The organism is Photobacterium sanguinicancri, from assembly GCF_024346675.1.
Lineage (GTDB): Bacteria > Pseudomonadota > Gammaproteobacteria > Enterobacterales > Vibrionaceae > Photobacterium > Photobacterium sanguinicancri.
This window is the reverse complement of sequence record NZ_AP024851.1, coordinates 1,461,764-1,485,565: the sequence shown is the minus strand read 5'-3', so window position 1 is coordinate 1,485,565 and position 23,802 is coordinate 1,461,764. Positions and strand designations below refer to the sequence as shown.

The 23,802-nt window shown below is 44.2% G+C and carries 24 protein-coding genes; 18 read left to right on the top strand and 6 right to left on the bottom strand.

Features of this window, described 5'->3' with window-relative positions:
• The first annotated feature begins 96 nt into the window (after positions 1-96).
• Positions 97-984, top strand: a complete 888-nt coding sequence (locus tag OCU87_RS23565; RefSeq protein ID WP_261858695.1) for a LysR family transcriptional regulator — start codon at positions 97-99, stop codon at positions 982-984.
• Between the two features lie 49 nt (positions 985-1,033).
• On the opposite strand, the gene OCU87_RS23560 is transcribed toward OCU87_RS23565, so the two are convergent.
• The 3 genes from OCU87_RS23560 to OCU87_RS23550 all read right to left on the bottom strand — a co-directional run bounded on the left by OCU87_RS23560 (position 1,034) and on the right by OCU87_RS23550 (position 3,602).
• Positions 1,034-1,339 (bottom strand): nitrogenase-stabilizing/protective protein NifW, encoded by a 306-nt coding sequence (locus tag OCU87_RS23560; protein ID WP_261858694.1) that lies wholly within the window; start codon positions 1,337-1,339, stop codon positions 1,034-1,036.
• A 164-nt stretch (positions 1,340-1,503) separates the two neighbouring features.
• Entirely contained in the window at positions 1,504-1,971 is a 468-nt protein-coding gene (locus OCU87_RS23555) for a GNAT family N-acetyltransferase (RefSeq protein WP_062692372.1), read from the bottom strand.
• 167 nt (positions 1,972-2,138) lie between these two features.
• Positions 2,139-3,602 carry a pyridoxal phosphate-dependent decarboxylase family protein gene (locus OCU87_RS23550; RefSeq protein WP_062692374.1) on the bottom strand — a complete coding sequence of 488 codons (1,464 nt, stop codon included), beginning with the start codon at positions 3,600-3,602 and terminating at the stop codon, positions 2,139-2,141.
• Between the two features lie 116 nt (positions 3,603-3,718).
• Between OCU87_RS23550 and OCU87_RS23545 the strand changes: the two genes are divergently transcribed.
• Positions 3,719-4,729, top strand: a complete 1,011-nt coding sequence (locus OCU87_RS23545) for a helix-turn-helix domain-containing protein (RefSeq protein ID WP_261858693.1) — start codon at positions 3,719-3,721, stop codon at positions 4,727-4,729.
• 95 nt (positions 4,730-4,824) lie between these two features.
• Entirely contained in the window at positions 4,825-6,084 is a 1,260-nt protein-coding gene (locus OCU87_RS23540) for a metal-dependent hydrolase family protein (RefSeq protein ID WP_261858692.1), read from the top strand.
• Positions 6,085-6,172: 88 nt separating this feature from the next.
• Here OCU87_RS23540 and OCU87_RS25105 read toward each other — a convergent pair whose 3' ends face one another.
• Positions 6,173-6,301: a hypothetical protein gene (locus OCU87_RS25105; protein WP_390961535.1), complete on the bottom strand. Its 129-nt coding sequence runs from the start codon at positions 6,299-6,301 to the stop codon at positions 6,173-6,175.
• Positions 6,302-6,798: 497 nt separating this feature from the next.
• Here OCU87_RS25105 and OCU87_RS23530 point away from each other — a divergent pair, with 497 nt between their 5' ends.
• From OCU87_RS23530 to OCU87_RS23510, 5 genes are all read left to right on the top strand, one after another.
• On the top strand, positions 6,799-8,007 hold the full coding sequence (locus OCU87_RS23530) for a dicarboxylate/amino acid:cation symporter (protein ID WP_261858691.1): 1,209 nt from the start codon (positions 6,799-6,801) through the stop codon (positions 8,005-8,007).
• 168 nt (positions 8,008-8,175) lie between these two features.
• A complete protein-coding gene (locus OCU87_RS23525; protein ID WP_261858690.1) occupies positions 8,176-8,574 on the top strand; it encodes a copper resistance protein in 399 nt (132 codons plus the stop codon).
• Positions 8,575-8,660: 86 nt separating this feature from the next.
• A complete protein-coding gene (locus OCU87_RS23520) occupies positions 8,661-10,727 on the top strand; it encodes a protein-disulfide reductase DsbD family protein (RefSeq protein WP_390961502.1) in 2,067 nt (688 codons plus the stop codon).
• Complete coding sequence (locus tag OCU87_RS23515; protein WP_062692380.1) at positions 10,720-11,244, top strand: protein disulfide oxidoreductase; 525 nt, start codon at positions 10,720-10,722, stop codon at positions 11,242-11,244. The genes OCU87_RS23520 and OCU87_RS23515 overlap by 8 nt, the downstream gene beginning before the upstream one ends.
• A 12-nt stretch (positions 11,245-11,256) precedes the next feature.
• Complete coding sequence (locus OCU87_RS23510) at positions 11,257-11,982, top strand: DsbA family protein (protein ID WP_062692382.1); 726 nt, start codon at positions 11,257-11,259, stop codon at positions 11,980-11,982.
• A 92-nt stretch (positions 11,983-12,074) separates the two neighbouring features.
• Here the strand turns inward: OCU87_RS23510 and OCU87_RS23505 are convergent, their stop codons facing one another.
• Entirely contained in the window at positions 12,075-12,797 is a 723-nt protein-coding gene (locus tag OCU87_RS23505) for an oligogalacturonate-specific porin KdgM family protein (RefSeq protein ID WP_062692671.1), read from the bottom strand.
• 49 nt (positions 12,798-12,846) lie between these two features.
• Positions 12,847-14,400 (bottom strand): sulfatase family protein, encoded by a 1,554-nt coding sequence (locus OCU87_RS23500; RefSeq protein WP_094958086.1) that lies wholly within the window; start codon positions 14,398-14,400, stop codon positions 12,847-12,849.
• A gap of 475 nt (positions 14,401-14,875) precedes the next feature.
• On the opposite strand from OCU87_RS23500, the gene agaR reads away from it, so the two are divergent.
• The 10 genes from agaR (at position 14,876) to kduD (ending at position 23,779) form a co-directional block, all read left to right on the top strand.
• Positions 14,876-15,652: a transcriptional repressor AgaR gene (gene agaR, locus OCU87_RS23495; protein ID WP_062692383.1), complete on the top strand. Its 777-nt coding sequence runs from the start codon at positions 14,876-14,878 to the stop codon at positions 15,650-15,652.
• 49 nt (positions 15,653-15,701) lie between these two features.
• Positions 15,702-16,988 carry a tagatose-bisphosphate aldolase subunit KbaZ gene (kbaZ, locus tag OCU87_RS23490; protein ID WP_261858688.1) on the top strand — a complete coding sequence of 429 codons (1,287 nt, stop codon included), beginning with the start codon at positions 15,702-15,704 and terminating at the stop codon, positions 16,986-16,988.
• A gap of 10 nt (positions 16,989-16,998) precedes the next feature.
• The gene (locus OCU87_RS23485) at positions 16,999-18,162 is read left to right on the top strand and encodes an SIS domain-containing protein (protein ID WP_261858687.1); all 1,164 of its coding nucleotides are present in this window, start codon (positions 16,999-17,001) and stop codon (positions 18,160-18,162) included.
• Between the two features lie 15 nt (positions 18,163-18,177).
• On the top strand, positions 18,178-18,678 hold the full coding sequence (agaV, locus tag OCU87_RS23480; RefSeq protein WP_062692387.1) for a PTS N-acetylgalactosamine transporter subunit IIB: 501 nt from the start codon (positions 18,178-18,180) through the stop codon (positions 18,676-18,678).
• Between the two features lie 48 nt (positions 18,679-18,726).
• The gene (gene agaW / locus OCU87_RS23475; protein ID WP_261858686.1) at positions 18,727-19,497 is read left to right on the top strand and encodes a PTS N-acetylgalactosamine transporter subunit IIC; all 771 of its coding nucleotides are present in this window, start codon (positions 18,727-18,729) and stop codon (positions 19,495-19,497) included.
• Complete coding sequence (locus OCU87_RS23470) at positions 19,487-20,380, top strand: PTS system mannose/fructose/sorbose family transporter subunit IID (protein ID WP_261858685.1); 894 nt, start codon at positions 19,487-19,489, stop codon at positions 20,378-20,380. Before agaW ends, OCU87_RS23470 begins: the two co-directional genes overlap by 11 nt.
• 56 nt (positions 20,381-20,436) lie before the next feature.
• Complete coding sequence (gene agaF / locus OCU87_RS23465) at positions 20,437-20,880, top strand: PTS galactosamine/N-acetylgalactosamine transporter subunit IIA (protein WP_062692390.1); 444 nt, start codon at positions 20,437-20,439, stop codon at positions 20,878-20,880.
• A 2-nt stretch (positions 20,881-20,882) separates the two neighbouring features.
• Positions 20,883-22,052, top strand: coding sequence for an N-acetylglucosamine-6-phosphate deacetylase (gene nagA, locus OCU87_RS23460; protein ID WP_261858684.1), 1,170 nt, complete (start codon positions 20,883-20,885; stop codon positions 22,050-22,052).
• A 57-nt stretch (positions 22,053-22,109) separates the two neighbouring features.
• Positions 22,110-22,940 (top strand): 5-dehydro-4-deoxy-D-glucuronate isomerase, encoded by an 831-nt coding sequence (gene kduI / locus OCU87_RS23455; RefSeq protein ID WP_062692392.1) that lies wholly within the window; start codon positions 22,110-22,112, stop codon positions 22,938-22,940.
• A gap of 83 nt (positions 22,941-23,023) precedes the next feature.
• Positions 23,024-23,779, top strand: a complete 756-nt coding sequence (gene kduD, locus OCU87_RS23450) for a 2-dehydro-3-deoxy-D-gluconate 5-dehydrogenase KduD (protein WP_261858683.1) — start codon at positions 23,024-23,026, stop codon at positions 23,777-23,779.
• The last annotated feature ends 23 nt before the right edge of the window (positions 23,780-23,802 follow it).

Below are 23,802 nucleotides of genomic sequence, written 5' to 3'. Positions count from 1 at the left end.
CTCGAAAATCTCGGAGTTATTGTTGAGAACGAGTGTATTGTTAATCATATTTTCAATATCATTTAATAGGTTTCCTATGGTTACACCAGAGGGTTTATGATTAGGCTTGAATTACTAAAGAGTTTTATTGCTGCAGCAGACGCGGGATCATTTAGTGCTGCCGCGCGGTTGATGGGTAAACACCTTGCGACAGTGAGCGGTAATATCGCGCGGTTAGAAGATGAGCTTGGGGTGGTGTTGTTTGATCGGAAAGGGAAATACCCCGAAATCACACCAGAAGGGTTGAACCTTTACGATAGTGCGAAGGTTGTTGTTGATAGTGCCGAACGTTTTAGTAATAACGCATTGCAGCTATCTATGGGGGTACCTGCTGAGCTGACATTGGCATTAGACCAAGATCTCAATGTTGATCGCGTATTTGCGGCTTTACCTGAATTTCAAAAAAAATGGCCCCACCTGCGGTTAAGTGTGGTGAGTTTAAGCCCTGAACATATTTTTGAAGGTATAAAGCTCGGACAGATAGACCTAGCTCTTGCGCCGACCCTTGAAGGGCAAAGTAGTTTTTATGAGTTTATGGCTATTGGCCAATGTAATCTGAAAATTGTTGTTGGGAAAGGGCATCCGCTTGCTCGGAAACGCTATGTATCGAATGATCAGTTAGCAATGACAACTCAAATATTATCGAATTCTTGGCAAAGTCAGCCCAATATGATGCAGGCAGCAAGAATGTCGCCTTATGTGTGGTTTGCTCAGGGGTATCATGGCACTGTTGATATGGTTAGACAGAACTTAGGCTGGTCCACCTTAATGTGTGGTAATGATCCTATGCCTGACGGGATGGTTGAGCTCGATGCTGAGTTTGCACAAACGGAGTTCTTTATTCAGTACGACGCTATTTGGCCAAAAAATCGCGGATTAAGAGATGTTGATCTGTACTTAATCGATGTATTTAAAGGGCTACTCAAGCTTTCAGTGAATGACTAAATAAATGTGAATAGCCAATATTGATAGTAAATATGAGTTGAGATGAATTTTAGCGTCGCTGGCAAGAGGTGCAGCCACGGCAAGCTGAACGGGTATGACGGTCTAATTTACTCCGTTGTACTTTGCAGTAGGCATTCTTTAGTGCGCGTCTGCCTGAAAACCAATCATCAGGTTTAGTGAGTAATAAATAGCCATTAAAGCGTTTGGTTAACTCAAGGCGATTGGTATCAATAAAGCGACTATCAAAGCCAATGTCGAAGTATTCCAGTGCTTGTTCGATAGAAGTAAAGCTGGCAATGGTTTGTTGTAGTGTGGTTTGTTGTAGTGTCGCTGGTTGAGTATTGGCTTGGCTCATAATCTAAACTGATGAAAAGTTTTCATCAGTTTAGGAAAATTCCAACCGTTGAACATTGATGTAACACGTATTATTCGTTGTTTACGCGCGCCGAGTCTTGAAGATTAAGCTCGTTAGACTTGATGGTTGGGGTAGGTGATTAGTCGGTGAGTTAATGGGAGCGCTTAATCGTGGCTAAATATTAACTCGATTTCATCTTCAAGTCTGCGTCCTGTCGGCGTGAACCCATTCGCTAAATACAAGGGCTTGGCATTGCCTTGTTCATTATCCATTGTAGTTAACGAGACACCCGATAATCCGACCAGTTGCGCATAGTTTTTAGCAAAGTTGACCGCTTTGTTGCCGATACCTTTGCCCTGAAATGCATGATCTATCATTAATCGCCAGACGTACAGGTGATCAGGTTGAAAGTGATCATCTGGAATCGCTCGAATTCTTGGGTCGATGAGTGAAATTAACCCGGCGGGTTGTCCACTGTGATAGATAGCAAAGTCTATGCTGTCATTATTAAAATTAGCTTGAGTAAGCCATTCTGCGTTAGTCGCAATCAAGTGATCTTGATTTGTTCCGACTGCGAGTTTAATCACTTCTTCAGCAATATGACCATTGATTTTGAGAAAGTTGATACTCATTATCGACATCCTTGTTTATGCAATTTATCCACATTTAAAATAACGGATAATATAAGTTTTCTAGTTGAGTGTGACCAAGCATATTCACTATATTACGATAGCGGTAGAAATGAAACGAGCTAGCCTTAAAGGCTAGCTCGTTTTTGATTGTGGCTGATATAGGTAACTTAACTCATGCATTCTGCTTGATGCGATTCTGTTTCCATCATTGCTTGCTCATGATGGTAGGCAGCAATGATTTTCTTGGTTGAAGTTACGACATCTTCTTCACTGGTATGACAGCTCAGAATTGAAATCAACATTGTTTTTAAGCCTTTGTAGCCTGATGTTGATGGGTATAAATAACCTTCTTCTTGTAAGTGGTGTACGACACGTGCTGTCAGTTCGTTACGGTAGTTCTCATCACCGTAGCCAAATTGAGCTGAAAAACGATTTGAAACGACATCGTTAAGAATGGTGATTCCGTCAACCGCCGCCAGTTTTTCTGCCATGAGTTTTGCTAGTGCACTGCAATTATCAAGATGAGCGACAATACCTTCTTTACCTAGCGATTTAAATGCAGCATACACTGGCACACCTCGTGCACGGCGTGATGCTGAAATGCCGAAGTTGATCGCATTACGATCGGGCTTCTCCATCGCATCATTCAGGTAATCACCCATGTTGTTCCCGCCCATAGCGGTAGTGATCGTGCTTGGATCTTTGACAATCACCATGCCGCAGTCGTAAGGCATGTTGAACCATTTATGGCCATCGGTATCGATAGAGTCGACACGTTCAATGCCTTTCAATAGGTGTTTTTGTTTATCACTTGCCGCCGCCCATAAACCGATAGCACCATCAACGTGTAGCCATGCGTTGTTATGTGCTTCTACGCAATCAGCAATTTGATCAAAGGGGTCAAATGCACCAGAATCAATACAGCCCGCTTGTGCACATACCAAGGTTGGTCCTTCGCACAATTTCATCACGCGTTCCAGCTCTTCGGGGATCAACCTTAGGTTGTCATCTGTTGGTACTTTGATGATGTCTTCTAAGCCAATGCCAATCATGGATAAGGCGCGCTTAATTGTAGAGTGGATTTGATCGCTAATAACCACTTGGATGCGAGGTGCACCATACATACCACGGGCTGCCACATCCCAACCTTCACGTTGCAACAGCGTATTTCTTGCAGTGATCAACGAAGTATAAATCGCTTCTTGTGCGCCAGAAGTAAAGCCGACAGCCGAGCCTTTTGTTAGGCCGAGTAGCTCAACCATCCATTCGGCTGCAGTTTCTTCAACAACGGCCATTGCAGGGCTTGCAACAAAATACGGTACATTTTGGTCCCAAGCACTCACCATCCAATCAGCCGCTAATGAAGCTGGGAATGAACCGCCAATCGCATAACCAAAGAAACGCGGACCACCTGACGCAATAAGTCCAGCGTCAACATTTTTAACCATGTCATCGATAACGGTTGCAGGATCAGTAGCATGAAGGGGGAGTGGCCCTGCAATTGCTTGGCGAAGCTGCTGCGATGTTGGTGTTTGGTCGATTTTTCGATCTGGCAGTGACTCAATATAAGAAACCGCATGTTTAAATGATTGCTGTAATGGTGATTTATACTGATTGAATTGATGTGACATAACGCTATACCTCGTGACTAAGTGTTGTTCCATCTTAGCGATCAGGCTTGGAAGTTCTTGCCATTTGATGACAATACTGTTTTTATCTATCTAGGGTCGATATAAGGGTGAATGCGATGGTTGAAAATCGAGAAATAGCATTAGTTAAGCGCGAAGATATTGCGCTTTTTTCGCAACTATTCAAAACGTTAGATCATAATATGTATGTGTTGTTGAAAGAGTCCAGAATCCCTAATGATCTGCATAGCAATGACAGCCGCTACGATTATTTACCTGAAAATGCACTGAAAAATCTTATTCAAATTTTAGGCAGTAGAACAACACCTGATCAGTTTGGACTCTTGGTCTGGAGTGTTTGCCATGATGTGTATATTCCTCGCTTGCTTGAAAAGCTTACTCACTCTTCAAGCTTAAAGGCAGCATTAGATGAGTGCTGTGGGTTACTGCAACAGTCTGCCACTGGCAGTAGAGTCTATACCCAGCATAGAGGTGGAAAATGGTGGCTAGTCAGGGATAAACCGTTTAACCATGATTTAAGCTTTCAGTATGCCGAGCTGTTTTCGGTGATTTTTATTCATGAATTGTTGTCTACATTAACCTCGGGTAAATGGAGTGCGAGTGAATTGGCACTGCAATCCCACGATGCCGATATTTTTCGTAGCTTCAAGCCACTCATAAATACTCAGCTTTATACTGCACGTTCTGTCATGGCGGTCGCGATCCCTGAAGAAATGATGTTAAGTCCAATTCATTTGTCATCGCGGGCTTCGTTTTCAGATAGCACGACAGATTCAATTAAAGCAGATTCATTTGTTGCTGTGTTTAAGCTGGCGATTAGGCCTTATTTATCGATGGGGAAGCTTTCAATCAAATGGGCCTCAGACATCTTGGGGATTAATGTGCGTACTTTGCAGCGGCGTTTAGAAAAAGAAGGCGCTATATACAGCGACATTATTGAAGAGATGGTGCTTGAGCAGATTATTGACCTTATCTGTAATACTGATTTATCGCTTACCAGTATAGCCAGTAAGATGGGTTATACAGATTCCGCCCATTTTACCCGCGCATTTAAACGTCAGATGCAGATGACGCCATCCCAATATCGGAAATTGAATCGGTCAAAATAGCCACTGTCATCAAATGGCAATTCTCTCTCTCACTCTTTTCCTATGATATGACCACACCCTAAGTCATAACACGAAAAAACAGAGAGAGTTTTGTCATGAAAATTGCAATTATTAACGCCAATGTTTTTAACGGTACTGATGATCAACTTGAGCGTAATACATCTCTTCTTATCGAAGATAATCTGATTACAAAGATCGGAGACATTGATCCAGCAATAGCGGATGAAGTTATTGATGCTCAAGGCAAAACAGTTATGCCTGGGCTTATGGATGCGCATGTTCATATCACGATGTCAGCACCTTTCTATGAGCTAGATAAAATGACGCGTGAAGAGGTTGCAATCCGTTCTGCGAAAGTGGCAGAAGAGATGCTAATGCGAGGCTTTACGACTGTTCGTGATGTGGCGGGTAACACGTTGGGTTTGAAAAATAGCATCGACCAAGGTTATGCGACTGGCCCTCGAATTCTACCGTCACAAGCTGCTATTTCGCAAACTTGCGGTCATTCAGATTATCGCCAAAATCAGGCACAACAACGTGTGGGTGGACACGAAGATTCTCCACTAATGAAAACAGGTGCGTTTACCGTTGCCGATGGACGTTCTGGTGTGCTTAAAGCGGTGCGTGAACAGCTATTTATGGGCGCATCTCAGATCAAAATCATGGCTGGTGGTGGTGCATCATCAACCTTCGATCCGCTAGATACTTTGCAATATACCCTTGATGAAATGAAAGCAGCCGTTGAAGCGGCTTCGGATTACGGCACGTATGTTGCTGCCCATATTCATACGGCAGATGCGATGCGTCGTGCTGCTGAAGCGGGGGTGATGTCATTTGAACATGCCACTATCATGGACGATGACATTGCGAAAATCATCAAAGACAAAGGTATTTATGTCATTCCTTCGTATTTCACATCGTCGTTGATTGCTGAGCGCAAGATCCCACTCGGTAGTGAAGTTCTGTACCAAAAGACTGAGCGAGTGGGTAAAGCGATGTTTAAGTCCGCTGAATTAATCAAAAAATACGATATTCAAAACGTATGTTTTGGTACCGATTGTGTCGGCAGACTCGATGTGCACAAAACACAGTCAAATGAACTACAAGCCATAGAAAATGTATTTGATTCGGTAACGGCTCTACGCATGGTAACGGCAAACTGTGGTCGTTTATTCGAGATGTCGACGTATCAGCACCCTTATCAGCAAGGTAAGTTGGGCGTTATTACTGAAGGTGCGTATGCCGATTTATTGATTATCGATGGTAACCCATTATCGGGCGTAGAATGTGTTACCAATCCTGAAAAGCAAAACTTAATCATGAAAGATGGCATGGTCTACAAAAATACATTGTAGAGAACAAATGTTCTTTTTGAGGTAAAAGCTTTAATAATGGATTAAGCATAATACGGGTTCAAAATATGATTGACCCCGTATTAAGCTATTAAGCTTTCACTTTCCTGAAAAGGTAATTACCTCGTACCTTACGCCATAGTCCAAAGACATCGGTTCGTGGGAAAATACCAATACGACGGATCTCGTCAAACGGCTCATCACGTGAAAGCGAGTCCATCTTCGGCTCATAGTACGGCCTGCATTTTCCACACCCCTGCGATTAAAGCCCTCACCAGTGATGATATAAACGACCGCTTTGATGCCGTACTTTTTGAGTAAAGGCAGCATTAAATGGCACAGTTTTTCTATTTATTCGTTAGTCTTTGACCATTTATCTCTTTGTTATAAAGGGACATTTATTTAAAAGTAGTGTTTTTTATGCACAAAATGAGATGTAAAAGTGTTCTCTTTTTGTAAATATGTTGCTAGTCACGATTTATTGCTGCTACCTGTTTATAATATTGTGTCGTAAATGTGATAAGGCGTATTTATCTGAATAATATATAGCAAAACGTTCATTTTTATTTCAGTTTTTTATTATAGTATGGATGAATGCTCTGCTGGTTTTTACATAGATGCGTGCTTAATTACTGCTTTAATTAGCTGGTGATATGATAAGTGCGTTTGTTTGTTTCGGATGGATTTAAATATACTTATACTAAGAAGTTGTACGTTATGAAAAATAAAGGGAATGCTAAAAATGAATGGTCTCTGATCATTAAATTATTAATAGGAATTTTATTAGGTTCAGTTATTGGGTTGTTAGCCACTGAATCGGTAATGTCTGTGGTTGTATCAATTAAATATGTGTTAGGGCAATTTATATTTTTTACGGTACCTTTGGTTATTATTGCTTTTATTGCTCCTGCCATAACTAAATTGAAAAACAATGCGAATAAAATGTTAGGTATGGGCATTGGGATGGCGTATTTATCAGCTGTAGGTGCCGCAAGTTTTGCTTATATTGCGGGTTTGATGATAATTCCTCATCTTTCTGTTCCCAGTGTGATGGATAGTTTACAAGAGTTGCCTGAAGCCAGCTTTAAACTTGCGATTCCACCTGTGATGCCTGTGATGTCGGCATTGGTTATCGCCATTTTGCTCGGTATAACGACGCTTAAAACCAAAGCTGAGGTGTTTGAAAAGGGCTTACAAGAATTTGAAAAAATGATGCTGATGGTGATTAAGTCAGCGGTGATCCCTGTACTCCCTTTCTTTGTTGCAACGACCTTTGCAGGCTTGGCCTACGAAGGTACGCTGACTTTGCAACTTCCAGTATTTTTGAAGATTGTCGTACTGGCTTTAGTTGGCCACATGATTTGGCTGGGTGTGCTGTATTCATTAGCGGGTGCTGTGTCGGGTAAAAATCCGTGGGAAGTGTTAAAGCACTATGGTCCGGCTTACCTGACAGCTGTGGGCACTATGTCTAGCGCAGCAACTTTACCCGTTGCTTTAGATTGCGCGAGAAAATCCAATGTTTTGAGTAAAGAAACGGTCGATTTTATGGTGCCGTTAGGTGGCACGATTCACTTGGCGGGTTCTGTATTAACCGAAACGCTATTTATTATGGTGATTTCATTGATGCTTTATGGCGCGATACCACCTGTTGGCACCATGGCTTTATTCGTATTGTTATTCGGGATTTTTGCCATTGGTGCGCCAGGTGTACCAGGCGGGACGGTAATGGCCTCGATGGGAATCGTGGTTGGCGTCATTGGTTTTGATCCTGCTGGTGTTGCCTTACTTATTGCCATTTTTGCATTGCAAGATAGCTTCGGAACCGCTTGTAATGTAACGGGTGACGGGGCATTAACGCTAATGCTAGAAGGCGTCTTTAATAAAGATGGCACACTAAGTACGCAAGCTGAAAGCTCAAATGCTTAGCTAGTCGTAGTCGCTTGGTTTTAATCACTCTCTAGGTGTTGGGTTGTTCAGTTACTCACCATGTAGGGAGTGCTTTTTATTTATATTAATAAATTTCACGTTAAGTGGAACTAACAATCCTTTAGTCAGTCATAACTATCCTCACTGTGTTAATTGAAAGATGCCTGCATGTATGTAGCTAAGCAAAAACAGAATAAACTGACCAAGCTAACGCTCTTGTTAGTGTGGTGGGTTATTTGTGTCTGTTTAGCGAACAATATTGGCTTGTTGGGAACTTGCTCAGTGAAATACAACGCTGTAAGTCATTCCGCTCAGCAAGCTCAGCAAGCTCAGCAAGCTCAGCAAGCTCAGCAAGATGTAGATGATCAAGATAAGTGTGAGTTGTCTGAGCATTTGATCAATTTTGAGCAGCACCAAGTTGCTGAATATGCGCTAATCATGCAGTTTGTGATATTGGTGCTTATATTGTGGCTTCTTTCAATACCCAATTACCACCCGCCATTTACAGAGCCTATCCTGCATAAAGGAAGGCGGCTTCATCTCACATTGTGTGTCTTTAGAGAATAAATCTTAGGTTGTTTTGATAACACCCTAACTATTTATCTTTAAGGAATAATTACGTGCAAAAAAACAATCGATATAGACGTTTAGCCATGTTTTGGTTATTCGCGATTTTTTACGCTCTTACCGCAGTGAATGCTAATGCAGAAACACAAGCAACGGGTTGGCTGCAGAATCCTAACCATCCACCCATAGAGACACAATTTGTTGTCACGGGCCAAGTTAGCGAGTCTGATCAGACATTAGCTGGATACCTTGAAGTTCGCCTCGACGGAGATTGGAAGTCGTACTGGCGTAGTCCTGGTGAAGGCGGTGTTGCGCCTGAAATGCGATGGGATAAATCTAAAAATATCAGTGCTGTTGATTGGCATTGGCCGTACCCAAAGCGTTTTCAAACACTGGGATTAGAAACACTTGGGTATAAGAAAGATGTCATTTTTCCGATGACATTGCATATCAAGGATCTGACAAAGCCCGTTGTATTGGATGCAAAGTTAACGTTGTCATCGTGCACGACGATCTGTGTTTTAACCGATTATCCAATAAAGCTGTCTTTTGACCCTAGCCACTTAACGGTGTCAGATGATGCGATGCGTACCTATGCGAAAGGTGTGAGCAAGGTGCCTAAAGCCTCACCTTTGCTATCTGGTGTAAACGCGGTATGGGATCAAACTAAAGAACAACTTCAAGTGACCACTGTCAATAAAATGGGGTGGAAAGCACCTGATGTTATTGTTGATGGACAAAGCGATGAAGTGCAGGATTCAACATTTTCGCGCCCTGTCGTTGAGATAGACGGAAACAACTTGATTGCAACGTTTGATGTCAGTAGTTGGATGGGAACGCCACACTTATCGGATGAAAAAGTAGCGATTACATTTAAAGATAGTGATTTCTTTGCTGAGCAATCGACTGTTATCAAGGCTGATACGATTGTTACCTCGAGCAGTAATAGTTCGATAGTGAAAATGGTTTTGTTTGCAGTACTTGGCGGCTTGATCTTGAATGTAATGCCTTGTGTATTCCCTGTATTAGGCATGAAGTTAAGCGGAATTATTAGTGCTCAAGGGGTAGAGAAGAAGCAAGTTAGACGCCAGTTCTTATCGTCAGCTAGTGGTATTTTTGCTTCATTTTGGCTGCTTGCCGCCTTTTTGGCCGTATTGAAGCTGTCAGGTAGTGCTATTGGTTGGGGGATCCAATTCCAAAGTGGTTGGTTTATCGGATTGATGTTCGTGATAACGGCTTTGTTTGGGGCAAATATGTTGGGTTTGTTTGAGATCCGTTTGTCTTCAAATACCAATACATGGATGGCTTCACAAGGGGATAACTCGCACTTAGGCCATTTCACTCAGGGCATGTTTGCAACATTATTAGCAACGCCTTGTTCTGCTCCTTTCCTTGGGACAGCTATCGCTTATGCGCTTGCGACGAACATTCCGACTATGTTTGCTATTTTTACTGCACTGGCTTTTGGTATGGCTCTACCGTGGATCCTTGTCTCTGCTTTTCCATCGATAGCACTTGCGTTACCCAGACCTGGTGCTTGGATGAACCGTATTAAGTACCTGTTCGGAATCATGATGTTGATAACGAGTTTATGGCTACTTTCCTTGCTGTCTAATCATATTTCTCCACAGTGGCTCTATGCATTAGCGTGGGTTTCTGGAGGAACTTTCTTAATCAGAATGATGCAAATACATGGTTTGAAAGCAACGGGATTCGCTGGGATATTGTTAGCTATCGTGGTTTCATCTTCGGTATTTATTGAACAGTCGGTAACGGCAAAAGTTCTCCCTCCTGAACCCGATTGGCAGCCACTTTCGGTGGATGCGATTAATAACTATGTTGCTGATGGTAAAGTTGTTTTTGTTGATGTGACTGCCGATTGGTGTGTGACATGCAAAGCCAATAAAATTGGCGTTATTCTACAAGAGCCAGTGCTGAGTAAACTTAATAGCCAAGATGTTATTGCTATGAAAGGTGATTGGACGGTGCCAAGTAAAACGATAACGGCTTACTTACAACGTCATGATCGTTTTGGGGTGCCTTTCAACGTGGTTTATGGCCCCAATGCGCCACAAGGCATTAAGCTGCCCGTTATTTTAACCAGCAATGTTGTGATGCAGGCGATAAAGCAAGCAGGCATTGATAATGGTTAAAGGAAAAGTGAAGGCGAAGAAAAGCGTAAAGAATTGGCGTAAAGAAGTACTCACTTACGTAATGGTATTTATTGCTTTTGGTTTTGTGATGGATGCTTGGCGAACCCAAGATATGCCATTAGATTCGATGCCAGCAATAACAGGGATGACACAAAATAATGTGCCTGTTGATGTGATAACAATGAGTAAGCAAAAGCCTGTCGTTGTCTATTTTTGGGCGACTTGGTGCGCTGCCTGTAAGTTTGTGACGCCAACAATTAACTGGCTTAGCGATTCTTATCCGGTTGTTGGGGTTAGCCTAAACTCCGGTGAAGATCGGCGGGTTCTGCGCTATCTCAACGCGAAAGATTACCACTTTAACAATATCAATGATGTGCAACATGATATCTCTAGCCAATGGGGTATATCCGTAACTCCGACCATAGCAATCATTGATAACGGTGAAATTAAAACGATAACGACGGGCCTGACAACGCCTTGGGGATTACTTGCTCGTCTATTGTTAACTCAGATTTAAGTTGGAAAAATTATGAAATTTAAAGCGACACTTATTATTACATTTATTATGACTATGATTTTTTCGCCGCTGTCTTTAGCTAAGACGCAACAAGAAAAAATTCAAGGAATTAATGAAATGCTCCAAGCTAACCCAAGTATTATTGATGGCCTGTATGACAACTTGAATGCGTATTTTGCGCAAGAAAAGCATTTTGACCAAGTGCTTAGCGACAATCATGACTATATCTATAACAATCCAAACCTACCTTGGTTTGGTTCAAGCGATCCTAAGTTAACCATTGTGGTTCTGACTGATTTTAGCTGCCCTTGGTGTAAAAAACTGGATCCGGTTGTTCAACGTATTGCGAATGAAAACCCAGCGGATATTAAAGTTATTAATATTCTTGTGCCGTTAAAAGAAATGTCGTCTTCGGCAAACTCAACCACATTTGCGCTTAATGTATGGAAAAATGCACCTGATAAGTTTGATGCTGTAAATAAAATGTTGATCAGTAAGCCGGGGATCCATAACGAACGCTCAATCATGAAAGTAGCAAAAGCAAATGACGTTACTCAATATGTACCTGAAGATGCGACTGCAACTGATATCGTTCAGAAAAACTATCAGTTATTCAACGATCTTGGGGTTCGTGGTACGCCAGCAATGCTAATTGATGGGCAGTTGTTACCGGGTTATCTACCTTATGAACAGCTAGCGCCAATGGTCAAAAAGATGATTGCGGAAAAATCGAAGTAATAGCGAGTGAGTCGTTAACGCGTAGATTGCTTTAGTATAATGAAAGCCTCCTATTGGAGGCTTTCTATTTAGTTAAATAAGGAACCGCGTTATTACCACGTGTATTTAATACCCACACGGTAACGGATTTGTCTTTCATCGCTAGTGCGGCTTTGTTTTACCTGACCCACTTCAACAAATGGACGCCAGTTTTCACCGTCTGTGGTCTTAATTGAGTACATCACGCGCGCATTATGTAAGTAGTCGGTGGAGCCGTTATCAAATAGTGGTTGCGCGTTGTCAGACATCTCTTTCCAGAATTGGAACTCGTATTGGAAGTCCCAGTCACCCGTTTTATAACCTAGCCAAGTATCAAATTGTTGGATTTTTGAATGGTAGCTATTGCCGTCAGTACCTTGTTGACCGTAATCCCAGAATTTCCACTTATAACGACCTTGGATACGGAAACCATTGTCAAACGCGTAGTTCAAACGCGCATACGGCACGTATACAAGACCCGCAGAAGTAAAGTCGAGCGAGGTACCGACTAACCCAACGATGTTCTTATTCAGTTTCTTGTAATAGAAGGCTGAGAATTCAGAACCGTTCATTGTCATAGCATCGAAAGCGCCTTCATCATTTGAATAACGCGCATCAAGTTCAAAACCAATGTTTTTACCTGTGTCTAAAAAGGCTTTGAAACGATCAGCATGTTTTTCTGAACCGTCTAAATATTGGTGGCGGTATTCAACCGTGGTCTTATAGTCGTTAGCAAGGGCTTGTGCTGATGATGCTGCTAATAAAGAGGCCAGCATAAATTTCGTTGTCGTGTTCATAATAACCTTATTGTTTAAGTTGGTATTTGATTTGGTTGTGATTGTTAAATTAGGTGTAAGCATTCGCGGTATTGGCGGGTACTTCGGTCGGGCGCCAAGGATCACCGGTATGTTCAAGCCAAGGCATCAATTCCTCTTCGACTAACTGATGTACTAGGCTTTCATTTTGCTCGGCGATGTTTTGCATTTGATAAGGGTCTTGCTGGTTATCGTGTAATACCACTGATAGTGGTTTACCGATTTTCCTATCCATCATGAGGGTGTAGCGATCGGTTCTTACTCCACGGCGACCATAGGATTGTCCGCCGTATGGCATAAAGGTGTAGAACTGCGAGCTAGGTTTGTCATCACCTTCGATGCCATTGATAGTATTGGCAAAGTTAGCCCCTTCAACGGTATCTGGGATCAGAGCTGGGATACCCATTAAGCCAAATAAGGTTGGGTAAATATCCGGTGCTGAGAATAAGAGATCATCTTGGCGTGGCGCGAGTTTGCCTGGCCAACGGAACATCATAGGGATCCGCATAGACTCATCGTAATGGTTGTTTTTGGTTGGCATACCGTGTGAACCAAGGCAGCAGCCATGATCAGAGAAGAAGACCACAAGGGTTTCCTCTTCAAGACCTAAGCGGTCAAGCTCGTCGACAATACGACCAAACTGCTCATCAACGCCATTAACCATCGCCATGTATTCTTTGAAATACTCAGGGCCATAACCTTCAAGGTATTCCTTATCCCATTGCACATTTGGTCGGGTATTCAGCGCTTGCGAGGTTTTATCTTTATAACGATCTAAATATTTTTGCGGTACTTGGTCGTAAGGCGAGTGGGGTGGGTTCATCGACACCACTAACGTAAAGGGTTTATCGCTATCACGGTAGGCACCGTTTTCATTACGTAAATATTTAATCGCAATATCAGCTTCGTGTTCTGGACTCCATTGATTCACTTTGATCGGCTGATCACGCGGTGTTTCATTGGTCCAGTACATAGGTGTTAGGTGTTTATCGTAAGTGCCGTAGGCATACCAAAAATCGAAACCATGGCGACGATCAGGGGCTGTCCAATCATTCCAGTAACGGCCTTCCATTGGGTTGTTATAACTTGGAATAAAGGGTGCTTCTGGCGTATCAAGGTGCCACTTCCCGATATAGCCCATGCTATAGCCTTGATCTTTCAAAATATCTGACCAAGTTCGGGTCTGTTTCTTTAATTCAATTCCAAAATCTTTACCGCCAAATTTGCCCGGCATTGCAGTATGGCTGTTGCCCTGAATCCCGTTTCGGTAAGGGTATTGCCCCGTCATCAGCATGCCACGGAAAGGCGTACAAAGCGGGAAGTTAGACACTGCCTGGCGCAAAACCACACTCTGTTTCGCAAAGCGGTTCAGGTTTGGCGTGTCAGAAGGGTCTTGCTTCATAAAACCTAACGCGTGGGCACGCATCTCGTCAGGAAAGACGATCAATAGATTGGGTTGTTTCTCTTGTGGTGTATTGCTGTCACTAGCTGTGAGGGTATTGGGTGATGTGGCACACCCTGCCGTTGCCGCGACAGCACTGGTGGCTGCCATGCCTTTTAGTAGGCTACGTCGCGAGATAGACATATGTTCTCCTGAAAGTGAAACGTATTGGATGTTTAAAAACAAATGAAAGGTGTGTTTTCTTTCATTAGCCTTGTGTTTAGTTATTTTTATGACCTAGCACGATTAATTACTTACGAAGTGCTTGCGAATTGCTTCGGATCGTAAGTGATCGAAATTTAAATGGCTGTGTAATTGATCACAAAAAAGTAAACGAAAGTTAATTGGTGCTTTTAGCGAAAGTTATTATCTTTATATGTCACACAATTAGTTAAAATTGGGCGCTATATAAGTGGTTAGAGTTTGGCATTAAGGTTGGCGAAGGTTATGATATGAACAAATGCGTAAGTCTACGCAAGAGTAAACGTAACAATGCGAAAGATTGTGAAAGAGATCAAAAGTTTTCATTTCTTGCGTTGTTGCTTTCGTTTTTAGGTGTAAGCTGTATTCGAAATCAAGCGAAAGAGATTTTGCTGATTTCGTAAGGAGACAAGGTAAAGTGAAAAGTGCAGTCGAAAGGCGCATGGAAATTGTGAACGTGGTTAACCGTGATGGGAAAGCACGTGTCGAGGACCTTGCCGCACAGTTTGATGTCTCTAGTGTCACGATTCGAAGTGACCTTAGTTTTCTGGAAAAGAATGGTTATGTTGTCCGCTCTCATGGCGCAGCCATTCCGAATACTGGGGTGATTGCAGAGCTGACTGTTCATGAGAAACGCCGCCAAAATGCGGGTATTAAATCTCTGATTGGTCAGGCTGCAGCGAAACTTATCGAAAGTGGTGACACTGTAATTCTGGATTCGGGAACGACTACGCGAGAAATCGCATCCAGCTTGAAATCGCTGGAAGATGTAGTGGTTATGACCAATGGTCTGGATGTTGCAATGGAGTTGGCGTCAGCACCTGGAATAGAGGTTCTGATGTCGGGTGGTGTACTTCGTAAGAATGCACTCTCTTTTTCAGGCTCTCAAGCCGAACACAGCTTGAAAAACTATCGTTTTGATAAGGTTTTTCTTGGGGTGGATGGTTTTGATTTAAGAGCCGGTATCACAACACACAACGAGCAGGAAGCGAGTCTTAACCGTTTGATGTGTGAGATTTCTGAGCAAGTAATTGCGGTTGTCGATTCAAGTAAATTCGGTAAACGCAGTTGCCACATGATTCGTGAGTTCGGAAACATTGATATTTTAGTGACAGATTCTGATATTCCTGAAGACTATGTTCAAGGTCTTCGTGATATGAAAGTTGATGTGATTATTGTAGAAAAAGAATATTAACCCACTAACTCCATAACAGCATTCCAGATGTGGATTGTGGAGTTAGTACATGAACACCCTTCAAAATCTCGTTCAACGCCATAAAGCGGGTGAACAAAACGGTATTTATGCTGTTTGTTCTGCTCACCCTCTGGTGATAGAAGCCGCTCTCAAGCAGGCGTTGAGCGACGATTCTTTATTATTAATTGAAGCTACCTCCAATCAAGTCGATCAATTTGGTGGTTACACAGGCATGACGCCTGTCGACTTTCGAAATTTCGTATTGGAGATGGCGGAATTACTTCAATTCCCTACGGAAAAACTCATTTTAGGTGGCGATCATCTAGGTCCCAATCGCTGGCAAGGCCTTAATGCCGATGAAGCCATGCGAAATGCCGATGATTTGATCGCAGCTTATGTCGCTGCTGGTTTTAAGAAAATTCACCTCGATTGCAGCATGTCTTGTCTTGATGATCCCGTGCCGCTATCTGATGAAATTGTCGCGGAACGTGCTGCTAGATTGGCAAATATTGCTGAAAAGACGGCGATATCAGGCTTTGGATTTAGTGATCTTTCCTATGTGATTGGTACCGAAGTACCAGTACCGGGCGGGGCCGCTGAAGCACTGAACGAGCTTGAAGTCACCTCATCTGCTGCAGCAATTAAAACCATTGAATGCCATCAAGCTGCATTTGATACCGCTGGTGTTGCTGATTGTTGGTCACGGGTTATCGGTTTAGTGGTTCAACCTGGGGTTGAATTTGACCACACAGGCGTTATTGATTATTGCCCAGAGAAAGCGGTGTCTTTAAGTACTGTGGTGAATGATTACGAACACTTAGTGTTTGAAGCGCACTCAACCGATTATCAAACCGATACAGCTTATAAAGCATTGGTCGAAGGGCATTTTGCGATTCTGAAAGTTGGTCCAGCTTTAACGTTTGCAATGCGAGAAGCACTGTTCAATCTTTGCGATATTGAAGAAGAAATTGTCGCCAAAGCGCATTGTTCAAACCTCCGTGAAATGATCGAGCAGCAGATGTGTAATGCGCCCGATTACTGGAACAAATACTACCACGGTGATGAACACCAACAGCGTTTTGCACGCTGTTACAGCTTCAGTGATCGCATTCGTTATTACTGGCCGAATGAACAAATTCATCACGCCCAAGAAACATTGTTTGCCAACCTATCGCGTACAGGCATTCCACTTCCCCTATTAAGTCAGTATTTGCCTGAGCAGTTTCAAGCGGTTCGTGCAGGCCTGATTGAATCTGAGCCTAAGGCTTTGGTTTTAGACAAAATTCATCAGGTGCTTCGTAGTTATGCGAAAGCCTGTAAGCAAATTAAAGGTTAAGAGGTACTACATGAACCAATATCTGGGCTACTCAGAGCAAGATCTTGAAAGCTTAAGTGCTTTCTGGACTGCTAAAGAAGTTGAGCAGCAACCTTCATGCTGGCGTAAAACGCAGGCGACGTTTAACGAATGCCTTCCTGCAATCGACGCCTTTATGGCGAAAGTGCTAGCACATTCAAACTTACGCATTGTGATGACAGGCGCAGGAACATCGGCATTTGCTGGCCAAGCATTGGCACCCGCTTTAGCTGAAAATACAGGAAGACGTGTCGATGCTGTTGCGACAACGAATTTAGTCTCGAATCCGTATCAATATTTTGCGGAGGATTTACCAACGTTATTGGTGTCGTTTGCCCGCTCAGGAAACAGCCCTGAAAGTGTTGCTGCGGTTGAGTTAGCGAACCAATGCCTGACCAATTGCTATCACCTTGTGCTGACCTGCAATGCAGAGGGGCAGTTATATAAAAATAGTATCAATGATCATCGTTGTTTCGCCCTGCTGATGCCAGAAGAAACCAATGATAAATCGTTTGCGATGACCTCGAGCTTTTCTTCGATGATGGTGGCTGCATTTTCGATTCTTGATGGAAAACGTGATCATTCGAAAGAGATTGAAAGGTTATCCTTATGTTCTGAGGGGCTGGTCAAGGAAATTAATATACCTATCAGTAATATAGCAAAGCTAGATATTAGCCGCGTCATTTACTTAGGAAGTGGTGGTTTACAAGGGCTCGCTCAGGAATCAGCACTGAAGCTACTTGAACTGACGGCGGGCAAAGTCGTGGCAACGTATGACTCGCCACTGGGCTTTCGTCATGGACCTAAATCCATTGTTGATAACGAGACGTTGATAGTTGTGTATATCTCGAACAACCCATATACCCGCCAATATGACCTTGATTTACTCAGTGAGCTTCGTCGCGACAAGATTGCGCGTAAGGTCATTGCGATTACAGCTCAGCTAGACGATCAAGTAACCAGTGGTGACTACCTACATGTCCCTACTATGGATACTGCGACTGATATCGAGCTCTTATTCCCATACATTATTTTTGCCCAGATTTATGCATTCCATCGTGCAATAGCATTGGGTAATACGCCTGATAATCCTTGCCCTACCGGTGAAGTAAACCGCGTTGTTCAAGGTGTCACTATACATAATTTTAATAAGTAGACAGGAAGCACTCTTATGACAGCACCTAACATTGTTTGGACCCGAATCGATGAGCGCCTACTACATGGTCAAATTCGAATCACGTGGGGAAAGCACACCGAAGCAAACTTAATCCTTGTTGCTAATGATGACGCTGCTGAAGGGCCAAACGCTGCCTTTATGCAAGCGGGAATGAAAGCTTCAGCTGGTGGTGAGTATGCCGTTCGTTTTTTCTCTATCCAAAAAACCATTGATGTGATCCACAAAGCGTCAGAGAAACAGAAGATCTTCGTCTTATGTAACAACCCTACAGATGTTGCTCGTTTGGTTGAAGGTGGTGTGCCATTGACGCATTGCAATGTTGGGAATATGCATTTTCATGAGGGTAAACGCCAGATCGCCAAGACGGTCTCGGTCGATGAAAAAGACATTAATGCTTTTGAACGTATGGTGGAGCGTGGTGTGACTTGCACAGTGCAAAACACGCCGGATCAAAAACCAGTTAACGTTCTTGAACTTGCCATGGCGTCGGCGTAAGCCGCGTCATACCTCACTATAAACAGAGATTTAAACAAGGAATAAATCATGTTTTTTGAAGCTACGCTGGTCGCAGTATGGGCGTTCTTCTGTGGTATCGATAAATACGATGTCGCGTTGAACATCCACCGTCCACTCATCACAGGCCCTGTCGTTGGTCTGATCATGGGTGATATGCAAATTGGTCTGATTGCTGGTGCCACCTTGGAACTGGCTTGGTTAGGCTTAGTGCCTAACGCTGGGGCACAGCCGCCAGATGTGACCATGGGTACGATTGCTGCTGTTGCTTTTGCCGTGATGACAGGCCAATCAGCAGAAGTAGCAATGGGTGTAGGTATGCCGATTGCCGTCATGATGCAAATGTTGGTCATTGGTTTCTTCGCGCTAACGTCTTTCACTATGGGTAAAGCAGATCGATTTGCTGAAGCTGCAGACTCAGGCGGTATCGACAGGCTACTGATCACCACCATCTCGTTACGTTCTTTATTGTACGCCTTAGTTGCTTTCATCACTGTTTACTTTGGCGAGCACGCCGCTAGCTGGATTGATGAAAACGCACCGAAAGTATTGCTAGAAGGCCTAGGCATTGGTGCCAAGATGGTTCCGGCAATTGGTTTCGCAATGTTACTGAAAATCATGTGGTCAAAAGAAGTGGCGGGTGTGTTCTTCATCGGCTTCGTAATGACAACGTACCTCAAGTTACCAATCATGGCTGTAGCAATTCTAGGTGCGTCAGCAGCCGCGCTTTACTACTTCTTCAGTGGAAACAATGGAAGTTCAAACAACCAACAAGTAGAGGAATTTGAAGATGGCATCTGATATCACAGCAGGCACTTTAGCCGATAACAACACCAAGGTTCATGAAAGTCTGGTTGATGATATTGATTCATACGAAGACACCACACCACGCAAAGTGATTTCGAAAAAAGATCTTTGGATCTGTGCGTTACGTGGCCTGTTCATGGAAGGTAACTTTAACTTTGAGCGGATGCAGGCGGGTGGTTTTGCTTACTCCATCATTCCAGCACTGAAGAAAATCCACGGTGATAATAAACGCGATTTGGCGAAATCGTTAAAGAACCACTTACAGTTCTTTAATGCCAGTCCTAAGTTGTTCACTTTCTTGCTAGGTACAGCCATTGCAATGGAAGAGAACAAAGAAAAACCGTCGACCGTTAACGTCATGAAAGTTGCGGGTATGGGACCAACAGGCGGTATCGGTGATGCGATTGACCACATGACCTTGATGCCATTGACCTTGGCACTGGGTGCGTCGATTGCGATGGAAGGCTCGATTGCTGGTCCATTCGTGTTCTTCTTCTTGTACCAAATTGTTCACTTTGCTGTGTACTTCGGTTTGATGTTCATGGGTTACAGAGCGGGTACTGCCGCCATGGTGAACATGAGTGATGCCACCGAGAAGCTCGCCAAAGCGGCCAATATCATGGGTATCTTTGTTATTGGGGCGTTATCGGCCACCTTTATTCGGGTCCAGACCACGGCCTCGCTCGAATTGGGGGGCAAGGTAGTCGAACTACAAAGTGCCTTATTCGACAAGATCATGCCGAACATTCTGCCACTGGCATTGGTGTTCTTTATGCTCAAAATGGTGAAGGGCACGGGCTTCTGGGCTAAACCGCCAGTGTTGATTTTCTCAACCCTTGCAGCCGGTGTTGTCGGTCACTTCCTCGGTATTTTGTAAGCCATACGTTTCGATAGTTTGGGGGGATAACCTCCCCCCTAATCAAGGATTTTAAGATGATTGGTATTGTTGTTTCAGGCCACATTAACTTCGCATCTGGGATGCAGTCGGCAGTAAAAGCGATTGCGGGTGAGCAAGAGCAAATGGCGTTTATCGACTTTGTAGAATCAATGTCGACAGAGCAACTTGAAGCGGATCTTCGTCAAGCGGCACAAGACGTAGATTCGGGCGAAGGGGTGTTGTTTTTAACCGATATTCCAGGTGGTTCACCGTGTAACCGTGCGTTGGCGATTTTGATGGATCAGCCAAACGTTGAGCTTATTGGTGGCGCTAACTTACCTATGATAGCCAATGCCGCTTTTGAACGTGAAGACGTGACATTGCCAGTACTGGTGGACTTATTACTAGAGATTGGCACTTCGTGTATGCAAGACATGCGCAAAGAAGTCGAAGCGCTGATGCAACCTGAGCCCGTTTCTGAATGTGAAGATGGGTTATAACCATGCGATACGCTTTACACGCCGATCGGGTGTTTACACCACAAGGTATAGCCACAGATACCCTAGTTATTGTTGCAGATGGAAAGATTGCAGCACTCACGACGGATATTCCAACAGACTGCCCTGTTATTCGCCTTGAAGGGCAATCTTTAATGCCGGGTTTTGTTGATATTCATATTCATGGCCGTGACGGCGCCGATGTGATGGATGCAACAGATAACGCACTGCAAACCATCGCCAATGCCTTACCCCAAACGGGGGTTGTTGCTTGGGTTGGCACCACAGTGACAGCGCCTTGGACCGATATTCTAAATGCTTTAGAGCAGGTTCGCAGTTTCACTTCAACAGTGCAGCACCAAGGTGCGGAACTATTGGGGAGTTTTTTAGAGGGTCCGTATTTCACAGAGCCTCATCGCGGATCGCACCCAACGGCGTATTTAAAATCGCCATCATTGTCTGAGCTTGAACAGCTTCATCAAAGTGCGGGGGAGTCGCTACTCCGTGTGGCGGTTGCACCAGAAGCGAAAGGGGCAATGGAAGCGATCAGTTGGCTGGCCGAGCGTGAAATCAAATCGTCGGTTGCACACACCGATGCCACCTTTGATCAAGTCACAGAAGCTTATCACCGTGGCGCTGATTGTGGGGTCCATCTTTTCAACGGTATGCGAGGGCTACATCACCGCGAACCTGGCTGCTGTGGCGCGGTACTTTACCACGACATGCTGGCAGAACTCATAGCCGATGGTATTCACGTTAACCCAGTCATGATGCAACTCGCCTACCGAATGAAAGGCTATCAAGGCATTGCCCTAATCACAGATTGTATGCGTGCGGGTGGCTTAGCCGATGGTGAATACTTACTTGGCGCGCAAACCATTACCGTCACTGATGGCGCTGCGCGCACTAAGTGTGGTTCGCTCGCAGGTAGCACTTGTAGCTTAGATCAAGCGCTGCGAAACATGGTGTTCAGCAGCCATGTACCTGAATGGGAAGCGGTGCAAATGGCATCGTATGTTCCTGCAAATTATCTTGGGCTTGCCCACCGCCTTGGCAGTATTGCCGAAGGCATGGATGCCAGCCTGATTGTTATGAATGAAGCATTACACGTGCAAGGGACCTTACTAAAAGGTGAATGGGCCTACCAAGCCGCTGCGAGTAAAAGCGGTCACTAACAGCCACGACGACATAACGTTGTGTACCTTGCCAAACAAATGAATAAGAGGTTTAACATGGAAATTCGTCAACCAATTCATAGCGAACACGCTAAACAACTCGACACAGCTGGGCTTCGTGAGCAGTTCCTGATCGAAAATATGTTTCAGGACGGTCAACTGAACCTGACTTATAGCCACATAGACCGCATTATTGTTGGCGGTGCCGTACCGACTGACGAAGCATTAATGCTTGAGGGCGGTAAAGAAATCGGTGTTGATTACTTCCTAGAGCGTCGCGAACTGGGTGCGATCAATATCGGTGAACCAGGTTTAGTCATTGTGGATGGCAAAACCTATGAGATTGGCACGCGTGAAGCCATTTATGTGGGTAAAGGGGCTAAAGAAGTTAAATTTGAAAGTGTCTCGGCTCAACAGCCTGCTCGTTTTTACGTGAACAGCGCGCCAGCCCACATGACGTACCCAACCCGCAAAATTACCCGTGAAGATGCCTCGCCAGAAACCCTAGGTAGCCAAGAAAACTGTAACGTTCGTACCATCAACAAGTACCTGCACCCTGCGGTTCTACCAACTTGCCAGTTACTCATGGGTTTGACGGAGCTAGCACCGGGTAGCCTTTGGAATACCATGCCGTGCCATACCCACGAACGCCGTATGGAAGTGTACCTGTACTTCAACATGAAAGACGACAATATCGTTTTCCATTACATGGGTGAGCCACAAGAAACCCGCCATATTGTGATGCGTAACGAACAAGCGGTGATCAGCCCTAGCTGGTCTATTCACTCAGGCGTTGGCACCGCGGCTTACACCTTTATTTGGAGCATGGTGGGAGAGAACCAAACCTTCCATGACATGGACCACGTCGCAATGAGCGATCTGAAGTAACACCTCTCTCAATTTGCGGTATAGCGAATAGCAATTAGCTTTTCATTGCTTGCTATACCGCCCAGCTAAATTAGGAATTCCAAATGAACATGTTTGATCTTTCAGGCAAAGTTGCCATCGTTACTGGCTGTAACACGGGTCTTGGTCAGGGTATGGCGTTAGGGCTGGCGAAAGCGGGCGCAAATATTGTAGGCATTGGCCACCAAGCAGCCCCAGAAACTCAGCAGCAAGTGGAAGCGCTGGGTCGTAAGTTCCACTACATTACGGCCAACCTAATGGAACAAGATAAGCTTGAAGCCATTGTTGCGGAAGCGGTCGAGGTGATGGGGCAGGTTGATATTTTGATCAACAACGCAGGCATCATTCGCCGTGAAGATCTGCTGAAATTCTCAGAATCAGACTGGGATGATGTGATCAACATTAACCAGAAAACCTTATTCTTCTTATCGCAATCTGTTGCCAAGCAATTTGTTAAACAGGGCAATGGCGGCAAGATCATCAATATCGCTTCAATGCTGTCTTACCAAGGCGGTATCCGCGTACCTTCTTACACCGCGAGTAAGTCGGCTGTGATGGGCTTAACCCGCGCCTTGGCGACTGAACTTGCCGAGCACAACATCAATGTGAATGCGATTGCGCCGGGCTACATGGCAACCGACAACACGACTGCTCTGCGTGCCGATGAAGCGCGTAATGCAGCGATTTTAGAGCGTATTCCTGCGAATCGTTGGGGCTTACCATCGGACTTAGAAGGCCCTGCGGTATTCCTTGCTTCTTCTGCGAGCGACTATATAAACGGCTATACCATTGCGGTTGATGGTGGTTGGTTGGCGCGTTAAGCAAGCAAGCAAGCAAAAGAAAA

Excerpts from the sequence above, each read along its gene's own strand:
- OCU87_RS23565 (WP_261858695.1), top strand. The coding sequence starts at position 97 with ATGATTAGGCTTGAATTACTAAAGAGTTTTATTGCTGCAGCAGACGCG.
- OCU87_RS23560 (WP_261858694.1), bottom strand. The coding sequence starts at position 1,339 with ATGAGCCAAGCCAATACTCAACCAGCGACACTACAACAAACCACACTA.
- OCU87_RS23555 (WP_062692372.1), bottom strand. The coding sequence starts at position 1,971 with ATGAGTATCAACTTTCTCAAAATCAATGGTCATATTGCTGAAGAAGTG.
- OCU87_RS23550 (WP_062692374.1), bottom strand. The coding sequence starts at position 3,602 with ATGTCACATCAATTCAATCAGTATAAATCACCATTACAGCAATCATTT.
- OCU87_RS23545 (WP_261858693.1), top strand. The coding sequence starts at position 3,719 with ATGGTTGAAAATCGAGAAATAGCATTAGTTAAGCGCGAAGATATTGCG.
- OCU87_RS23540 (WP_261858692.1), top strand. The coding sequence starts at position 4,825 with ATGAAAATTGCAATTATTAACGCCAATGTTTTTAACGGTACTGATGAT.
- OCU87_RS25105 (WP_390961535.1), bottom strand. The coding sequence starts at position 6,301 with ATGGACTCGCTTTCACGTGATGAGCCGTTTGACGAGATCCGTCGTATT.
- OCU87_RS23530 (WP_261858691.1), top strand. The coding sequence starts at position 6,799 with ATGAAAAATAAAGGGAATGCTAAAAATGAATGGTCTCTGATCATTAAA.
- OCU87_RS23525 (WP_261858690.1), top strand. The coding sequence starts at position 8,176 with ATGTATGTAGCTAAGCAAAAACAGAATAAACTGACCAAGCTAACGCTC.
- OCU87_RS23520 (WP_390961502.1), top strand. The coding sequence starts at position 8,661 with ATGTTTTGGTTATTCGCGATTTTTTACGCTCTTACCGCAGTGAATGCT.
- OCU87_RS23515 (WP_062692380.1), top strand. The coding sequence starts at position 10,720 with ATGGTTAAAGGAAAAGTGAAGGCGAAGAAAAGCGTAAAGAATTGGCGT.
- OCU87_RS23510 (WP_062692382.1), top strand. The coding sequence starts at position 11,257 with ATGAAATTTAAAGCGACACTTATTATTACATTTATTATGACTATGATT.
- OCU87_RS23505 (WP_062692671.1), bottom strand. The coding sequence starts at position 12,797 with ATGAACACGACAACGAAATTTATGCTGGCCTCTTTATTAGCAGCATCA.
- OCU87_RS23500 (WP_094958086.1), bottom strand. The coding sequence starts at position 14,400 with ATGTCTATCTCGCGACGTAGCCTACTAAAAGGCATGGCAGCCACCAGT.
- kbaZ (WP_261858688.1), top strand. The coding sequence starts at position 15,702 with ATGAACACCCTTCAAAATCTCGTTCAACGCCATAAAGCGGGTGAACAA.
- OCU87_RS23485 (WP_261858687.1), top strand. The coding sequence starts at position 16,999 with ATGAACCAATATCTGGGCTACTCAGAGCAAGATCTTGAAAGCTTAAGT.
- agaV (WP_062692387.1), top strand. The coding sequence starts at position 18,178 with ATGACAGCACCTAACATTGTTTGGACCCGAATCGATGAGCGCCTACTA.
- agaW (WP_261858686.1), top strand. The coding sequence starts at position 18,727 with ATGTTTTTTGAAGCTACGCTGGTCGCAGTATGGGCGTTCTTCTGTGGT.
- OCU87_RS23470 (WP_261858685.1), top strand. The coding sequence starts at position 19,487 with ATGGCATCTGATATCACAGCAGGCACTTTAGCCGATAACAACACCAAG.
- agaF (WP_062692390.1), top strand. The coding sequence starts at position 20,437 with ATGATTGGTATTGTTGTTTCAGGCCACATTAACTTCGCATCTGGGATG.
- nagA (WP_261858684.1), top strand. The coding sequence starts at position 20,883 with ATGCGATACGCTTTACACGCCGATCGGGTGTTTACACCACAAGGTATA.
- kduI (WP_062692392.1), top strand. The coding sequence starts at position 22,110 with ATGGAAATTCGTCAACCAATTCATAGCGAACACGCTAAACAACTCGAC.
- kduD (WP_261858683.1), top strand. The coding sequence starts at position 23,024 with ATGAACATGTTTGATCTTTCAGGCAAAGTTGCCATCGTTACTGGCTGT.